5 protein-coding genes and 1 pseudogene are annotated in these 6,603 nt (G+C 70.5%); 2 read left to right on the top strand and 4 right to left on the bottom strand.

Features of this window, described 5'->3' with window-relative positions; translation table 11 throughout:
- Positions 1 to 685, top strand: a pseudogene (locus GT354_RS35275) (hypothetical protein); the annotation flags it as partial.
- A 235-nt stretch (positions 686 to 920) separates the two neighbouring features.
- Here the strand turns inward: GT354_RS35275 and GT354_RS35270 are convergent.
- The gene (locus tag GT354_RS35270; protein WP_161360458.1) at positions 921 to 2,045 is read right to left on the bottom strand and encodes a DUF2637 domain-containing protein; all 1,125 of its coding nucleotides are present in this window, start codon (positions 2,043 to 2,045) and stop codon (positions 921 to 923) included.
- Positions 2,046 to 2,465: 420 nt separating this feature from the next.
- Between GT354_RS35270 and GT354_RS35265 the strand changes: the two genes are divergently transcribed.
- Positions 2,466 to 3,371, top strand: a complete 906-nt coding sequence (locus tag GT354_RS35265) for a hypothetical protein (protein ID WP_161360457.1) — start codon at positions 2,466 to 2,468, stop codon at positions 3,369 to 3,371.
- Here GT354_RS35265 and GT354_RS35260 read toward each other — a convergent pair.
- The 3 genes from GT354_RS35260 to cobA all read right to left on the bottom strand — a co-directional run.
- The gene (locus tag GT354_RS35260) at positions 3,350 to 4,153 is read right to left on the bottom strand and encodes an RNA methyltransferase (RefSeq protein WP_161360456.1); all 804 of its coding nucleotides are present in this window, start codon (positions 4,151 to 4,153) and stop codon (positions 3,350 to 3,352) included. The genes GT354_RS35265 and GT354_RS35260 overlap by 22 nt on opposite strands.
- Before the next feature lie 4 nt (positions 4,154 to 4,157).
- Positions 4,158 to 5,564: a solute carrier family 23 protein gene (locus GT354_RS35255; RefSeq protein ID WP_161360455.1), complete on the bottom strand. Its 1,407-nt coding sequence runs from the start codon at positions 5,562 to 5,564 to the stop codon at positions 4,158 to 4,160.
- A 230-nt stretch (positions 5,565 to 5,794) separates the two neighbouring features.
- Positions 5,795 to 6,603: uroporphyrinogen-III C-methyltransferase (gene cobA / locus GT354_RS35250; protein ID WP_161360454.1), on the bottom strand; the 809-nt coding region annotated here is incomplete at its 5' end.

Raw genomic sequence — 6,603 nt, 5'->3', positions numbered from 1 at the left:
ACGCGCCGGCCGGCCGGACCACGGGCCGCGCTCGCGGGCGGGGGTCGGTACGCCGCGCAGGCGCCGACCGGAGGACCGCCGCCGCCTGTTGATCGTTCAGTTGATCATCTTCATCGTGGTGACCGTGCTCGCCGCACTGGCCATCGCGGCGTTCCAGGACGACGACGGCGGGGACGGCCCCGACAAGGCGTCGGCGGCGGCCGGTCCGGTCGCACCGCAGCGGGCCGGCGCCGGCACCAGGATCGGTCCCGCCGCGGGTTCGGTACCGGTCGCCGACTGGGCCGACCGGACCTACTCCGATCCGTCGGCCGGCGGTGCCGGTTTCACCCTCACCGACGGCGCCGCCGACGTCGGCAGCGACCGCGTGACGCTGGGCGAGGTGATTCCGGCGAACCTGGACGGCGAACCCGCGGTGGTCGTCGTGCTGACCCGCACGCCCGGCGCGGGCGGCCCCCCGACCCACCTGGTCGAGTTGTTCACCTTCGCCGCCGGCAACGCCGGCCCGACCCCGAGCCCGGTGGGCGTGGCCGCGGTCGCCGTACCCGCCGACCCGCGAGCGGTGGCGACCCGGTGGGCCGTGGGCAACGACGCGATCCTGCGCATCCGCTCCTACGTGGACTCCCCCGACGAGACCACCCGCTATCTCCCCGGCCCCGCCGGGGTGTTGGTGCCCGTCGGTCCCTGACCCGGCTCCGGCCGACCGGCCGGGGACCCGTCTGCGGCGCCCTCACGGACGCGGACACCCCACCGGCCAGGACGACGACGGACCAACCGACACCGACGAAAAAGCACGGGCACGCAGGAGACCGGCACGAAGAAGGCCGGTATGAGCAAAACCGGGTACGACGAGGAAGGGGCGCCCGGTCGAACCGGGCACCCCTTCCTCGTCCTTCGTGCACGCCGAATCGCAGTGTCCGGCCTCAGCCGAACTGGCGCTCCAGGTCCTTCAGCTTGCGCTCCAGCGAGTCGAGCCTGGGCAACGTCATGGTGTCGTCCTCGGCGGTGAGGTCGATGACGTCGCGCCGCTCGGCATCGGAGTCGGCGCCGCCCGATGTCGGGATCTCGTCCCCTCGCGCGGACGCGGAGGGGGCAATAGCCGGACGACCGGCGGGGTTGTGCGTATCGGCTGAGCCGCCGTGGCCGGAAACGTCGTTTCCGGCTATAGCAGGCTCCGAGAGTGCTTCGGAGCCGCCACCTCCCGGCAGAGCAGCGATTTCCTGACGAGCGGCACCACGTCGGCCGAAGTGGCCGCCGTCGCCGCCACCACTGCGGCTGAGCGCCTTGAGCTGAGCCCGCTCGCGCTTGCCGGCCACCCGACGCCGCTCGCGGTCGTCGTGCTTGGTGCGCTTGTCCTCGCGGACCTCCTCGACGGCCTCGTCGAGGGTGCGCACACCTTCGAGCAGCATGAGCGACCACGCGTTGAACGTCTCGTGCGGGGCGCGCAGCCACCGCACGATCCGGATCTGCGGCAGCGGGCGCGGGACGAGTCCCTGCTCGCGCAGCGCCGCCCGGCGGGTCTGCTTGAGTGCCCGGTCGAACAGCACGGCCGCCGAGAGCGACATGCCGGCGAAGAACTGGGGCGCCCCCGCGTGCATGTCGCCGCGCGGCGCGTGCACCCAGTTGAACCAGGCCGAGGCACCGGCGAACGTCCAGACCAATATCCGCGAGCCGAGTGCGGCGTCACCGTGGCTGGCCTCGCGCACCGCGAGCACGGAGCAGAACATCGCCGCCCCGTCGAGCCCGAACGGCACGAGGTATTCCCAGCCGTTGGACAGGCCGAGGTTTTGCCGACCGAAGCCGACGAGCCCGTGGAACGACAACGCCGCCGCGACGCCCGCGCAGACGAACAGCAGCGTGTAGGAGGCGACTCCGTACAACAGTTCCTTGCGCCGTCGGCGGTCCTGCTCACGCTCCCAGTTGTCGGACCCTTCGGCGGTGTCCGTCACCTCGCTCTTGCGGCGTCGGACGACGAGGTACGCCACAAGCGCCATGAGGGCGACCAGTTCCGCCAAGCCGACGAGGGCCCAGGCCAGGGGTACACCCATGATCTCCAACGAGCTTTGCCTCGCTTCCCGTTACTGATCCGATTGCGCGGCGCCCCATACTGGCGAATTTCGCCTGGTGCAGGCCGAATCCACCGAATATCCGCGTGTGGGTGACCGGACATTTCCCTGCACACCCACATTTTCGGCCGCCCGTGCGACCCGAGCAGGCCACAGTGCCAATTCGGGCGACGCTCGACCGTACTGCACTTCGGAGCACACGCTAGTCCAAGATCACATTCGATCGAAATTGGCATGACACGATCGGCATGCTCCTGGGAGAAATAGGGAAGGACGCGCGATCCCATTTTCCAAGAGATCGTAAGAAACACCTCAGAAACATAAGAAAGAGGTAAACGGATCAGTACAAACCAAACGCACAAACAAGCACGACAAGGTTCGAACCGGGACGCCGCCGATCGGATGAAACTGCACCGGACCGTTGCTTACCTGGACGGACGGGAGTACACGCTGATCACGTTGCGCCCGTCCACGACCGAGCGTTTCGCCGTCAACCTGTTCCACGACGAGTGGCACGTGCTGTCCGGCCAGGCCGGCGCGAGACTGTTCGCCCGCCTGCTGTGGGGGCTCGCCTACCAGCGACGGCAGAACACGCTGCTGGTCGTCGACCGGCGCTTTTTGGACCCCACGCCGTTCGAGGCCGACGCGTCGGTGCCGCTCGTGCTGGTACCGACCGACCACACGCCGTTCGGCGGCCCGGCCGCCCGGGAACTACGGCGCCTGCTGCCGCGCCTGAAGTCCCCCGACGGCACGGTGCGTTGGCACACCCACGGCCTGGACACCGCGCTCGCGGACGCCGACGCGTGGTGGCGGAGCAATCCTTGGCCGCCGTGGGATCGCTACGCGTTCGAGCACCACAAGCGCAGGGCCAATCACGTACTGCTCGACGGCTTGGTCGTGCTGCCGGGCAGCGCGCGGGAGTTGACGCGCGACGCGATGGCAATCGCCGCTCTCGCGGTGTCGCAGTCGACGCCGATGGACTACACCTACCTGCCGCACTACGAGTTCCAGGTCTTCCACGACTTCCGCCGCCGGGTCAGCGCGGCCCGCACCGCGCGGCCCGAGATCGAGGCCCTGGACACGCCGCCGAACCGCCACGCCGGCCCGGGCTACCACGAGGGTGACCTGGTCCGCCGGCACATCTGGGTACGCGGCACCGAGATCCGCGAACGCCGGATGCGCGGCCGCCGCGTCGCAACGCGCCCACCGCTCTACCAGACCCGCACAATCAACGAGATCGAGCGCTCGGGACAAACCCCCTTCGACCGCCTGGCGGCCGACCGGTCTCAGCCGAACGCCACCGCGTAGAAGGCCACCGCCGCGGCCGCGCCCACGTTCAGCGAGTCGACGCCGTGCGACATCGGAATCCGCACCAGCCGATCCGCCGCCGCCAGCGCCTTCGCGCTCAGCCCGGGGCCCTCCGCCCCGAGCAGCAACGCGCAGCGGTCGGTATCGCGCGCCGGCAGTTCGTTGAGCGCCACCGCACCCTCGCCCGGCGTCATCGCCAGCAGGGTGAGCCCCTCCCCACGCAGCACGTCGAGCCCGCCCGGCCAAGGCTCCAGGCGGGCGTACGGAACGGAGAACACCGCGCCCATCGAAACCTTCACCGAGCGTCGGTACAGCGGGTCGGCGCAGTCCGGCGACAGCAACACCGCGTCCATGCCCAGCGCCGCCGCCCCGCGGAAGATCGCCCCGACATTGGTGTGGTCGTTGACCCCCTCCAAGACCGCGACCCGCCGCGCCCCCACGACGATGTCGGCGGCGGCCGGCAACGGCTTGCGGCCCATCGACGCGAGCGCGCCGCGATGGACCTGATAGCCCGTCACCCGCTCGACCGTCTCCGGCGCTCCGACATATACGGGCACGTCGGCGGCCTCGATCACGTCGGCCATCGTCTCGACCCAACGCTGGGACAGCAGCATCGACCGCATCGGGTAGCCCGATCCCAGGGCCCGGCGGATGACCTTCTCCCCCTCCGCCATGAACAACCCCTCGGCCGGTTCACGGCGGCGGCGCAGTTCGACGTCGGTCAGGTCGGTGTAGTCGACGAGGCGCGAGTCCGCGGGGTCGTCGAGCGGGATGACGGGCACCGGGTCAGTGTCCCAGTCGCTTGCCGACGCCGGCGTCGGCCCCGTCGTCGGGGTCGACCGCCGACGCGTCCAAAAGCGGCGGATCACCCTTGAGGTGCGGCGGGGCGAACAACCGCAGCCCGTGATAGGCGACGAGCGTCACGATCGTGCCGAGCGGGATGCCGTCGAGCTTGAAGTCGTCGGTGAACTCGACCGACACGTTGCCGATGCCGATGATCACGCCCGCCGCGACCGGGACGAGGTTGAGCGGATTGCCCAGATCGACCTTGTTCTCGTTCCAGATCTTGGCGCCGAGCAGGCCGATCATCCCGTACAGGACGACCGTGATCCCGCCGAGCACGCCGCCCGGGACGGCCGCGACGATCGCCCCGAACTTGGGGCACAGACCGCACAGGATCGCGAACAGCGCGGCGGCGAAGTAGGCGGCCGTGGAGTAGACCCGGGTCGCGGCCATGACGCCGATGTTCTCGGCGTAGGTGGTGGTGGCGGGGCCGCCGACCGCGGTGGAGAGCATCGTGGTCGCCCCGTCGGCGGCGATCGCACGGCCCATCTGCGGATCGAGGTCGTCGCCGGTCATCTCGGCGACGGCCTTGACGTGCCCGGCGTTCTCCGCGATCAACGCGACCACGACGGGGAGCGCGAGCAGGATCGCGGACATCTTGAAGTCGGGCGCGTGCAGATCCGGCGCCCCGATCCAGTCGGCGGTGCGGACCCCGTCGAAGTTCACCCGCCAGTGCTCGACGACCTTGCCCGACCCGTCGGCGGAGTCGATCCTGCCGAACGCCCGGTCCGCAACCCACGACGACAGGTAGCCGAACACGAGCCCCAGGAAGACCGCGATCCGTGACCAGAAGCCACGCATGACCACCATCGCGACGAGCGTGAAGGCCATCGTGAGCAGCGCGATCCACTGATCCTGCGGCCAATAGGACGTGGCCACCACCGGCGCCAGGTTGAACCCGATGATCATCACCACGCCGCCGGTGACCACGGGTGGCAACGCCGCGTGCACCACCCTCGCGCCGAGTACGTGGATCGCCAGCCCAACGGCGAACAGCACGGCGCCGACCACCAGCATCGCGCCGGTGATCTCGGCGATGCCGCCGCCCGCCGCCCCGATCGAGGCCGCGACCCCGACGAAAGACAGGCTGCTGCCCAGGTAGGACGGCACCTTCCCACGCGTGATCAACAGGAACAGGATCGTCGCGACGCCGGACAGCATCACCGCGAGATTGGGGTCGAGCCCCATCAGGATCGGTGCGATGAACGTGGCCCCGAACATCGAGACGACATGCTGCGCCCCGAGCCCGGCGGTCCTCCCCCACGAAAGCCGCTCATCGGGCCGAACCACCTCGCCGGGCGCGGGGGTTCCCCCGTCTCCGTGCAGCTTCCAACCGAGGCCGAGCCCCACGATGAATCTCCTTGTAGACATACCGATGGACACATCGACCGAACCTGCCGATCGAACCTGCGGACGTGACGACCTGCCGATGTACCGATGTGCCGACATGAAACATGAAACATGCCGACCGAACACCTCGGCCGACGCACACCGACCGAACCCTGCGACCGAGGACGTCCGCGATCTCGGACGCTCGCGATCAGTCGCGGTCGGACGAAGCCGGCACCGGACGCTCGCGATCAGTCGCGGTCGGACAAAGCCACCACGTCCCCGACGACCACGATGGCCGGCGGGCGCAGGCCCTCGGCCGCGACGGCCGCCGCAGCCTCGGACAGCGTGGTGCGCAGGACGCGCTGGGTGGCCATCGTGCCCTCCTGGATCACCGCGACCGGGGTGCCTGCGGCGCGGCCGTGGGTGAGCAGGGCCGCGGTGATCGGGGCCAGCCGCTCGACGGCCATCAACAGCACGAGCGTGCCGCGCAACCGGGCCAGGGCCGCCCAGTCGACGAGCGAGCGCGGGTCCTCCGGGGCGACGTGGCCCGAGACCACGGTGAACTCGTGCGCGACGCCCCGGTGGGTGACCGGGATACCGGCTGTCGCCGGCACCGAGATCGCGCTCGTGATGCCCGGGACGACCTGGCACGGCACGCCCGCCTCGGCGCACGCGAGCGCCTCCTCGAAGCCGCGGCCGAAGACGTAGTTGTCGCCGCCCTTGAGCCGCACCACGAACCTGCCCGCCTTGGCGTGCTCGATCATCGCGTCGTTGATCGCCTCCTGAGCCATCGCGCGGCCGTAGGGGATCTTCGCCGCGTCGATCACCTCCACGTGCGGCGGCAATTCGCCCAGCAGTGCGCGCGGGCCGAGCCGGTCGGCGATCACCACGTCGGCCTCGGCGAGCAGGCGCCGACCGCGCACGGTGATCAGATCGGGGTCACCGGGGCCGCCACCGACCAGGGCCACACCGGGCAGCGGACCGTCGCCGCGCTCCTTGCGCGCGGCCAGCGAACCGTCGTGCAGCCCCTCGACGATCCGGTCCCGCACGCCGGCCG

The sequence above is a fragment of the Streptomyces sp. SID3343 genome (assembly GCF_009865215.1).
Classification (GTDB): Bacteria; Actinomycetota; Actinomycetes; order Streptomycetales; family Streptomycetaceae; genus Embleya.
This window is presented reverse-complemented; position numbering and strand designations above follow the sequence as displayed.

Coding starts and splice junctions, on each gene's coding strand:
- GT354_RS35265 (WP_161360457.1), top strand. CDS start 2,466: ATGAAACTGCACCGGACCGTTGCTTACCTGGACGGACGGGAGTACACG.
- GT354_RS35270 (WP_161360458.1), bottom strand. CDS start 2,045: ATGGGTGTACCCCTGGCCTGGGCCCTCGTCGGCTTGGCGGAACTGGTC.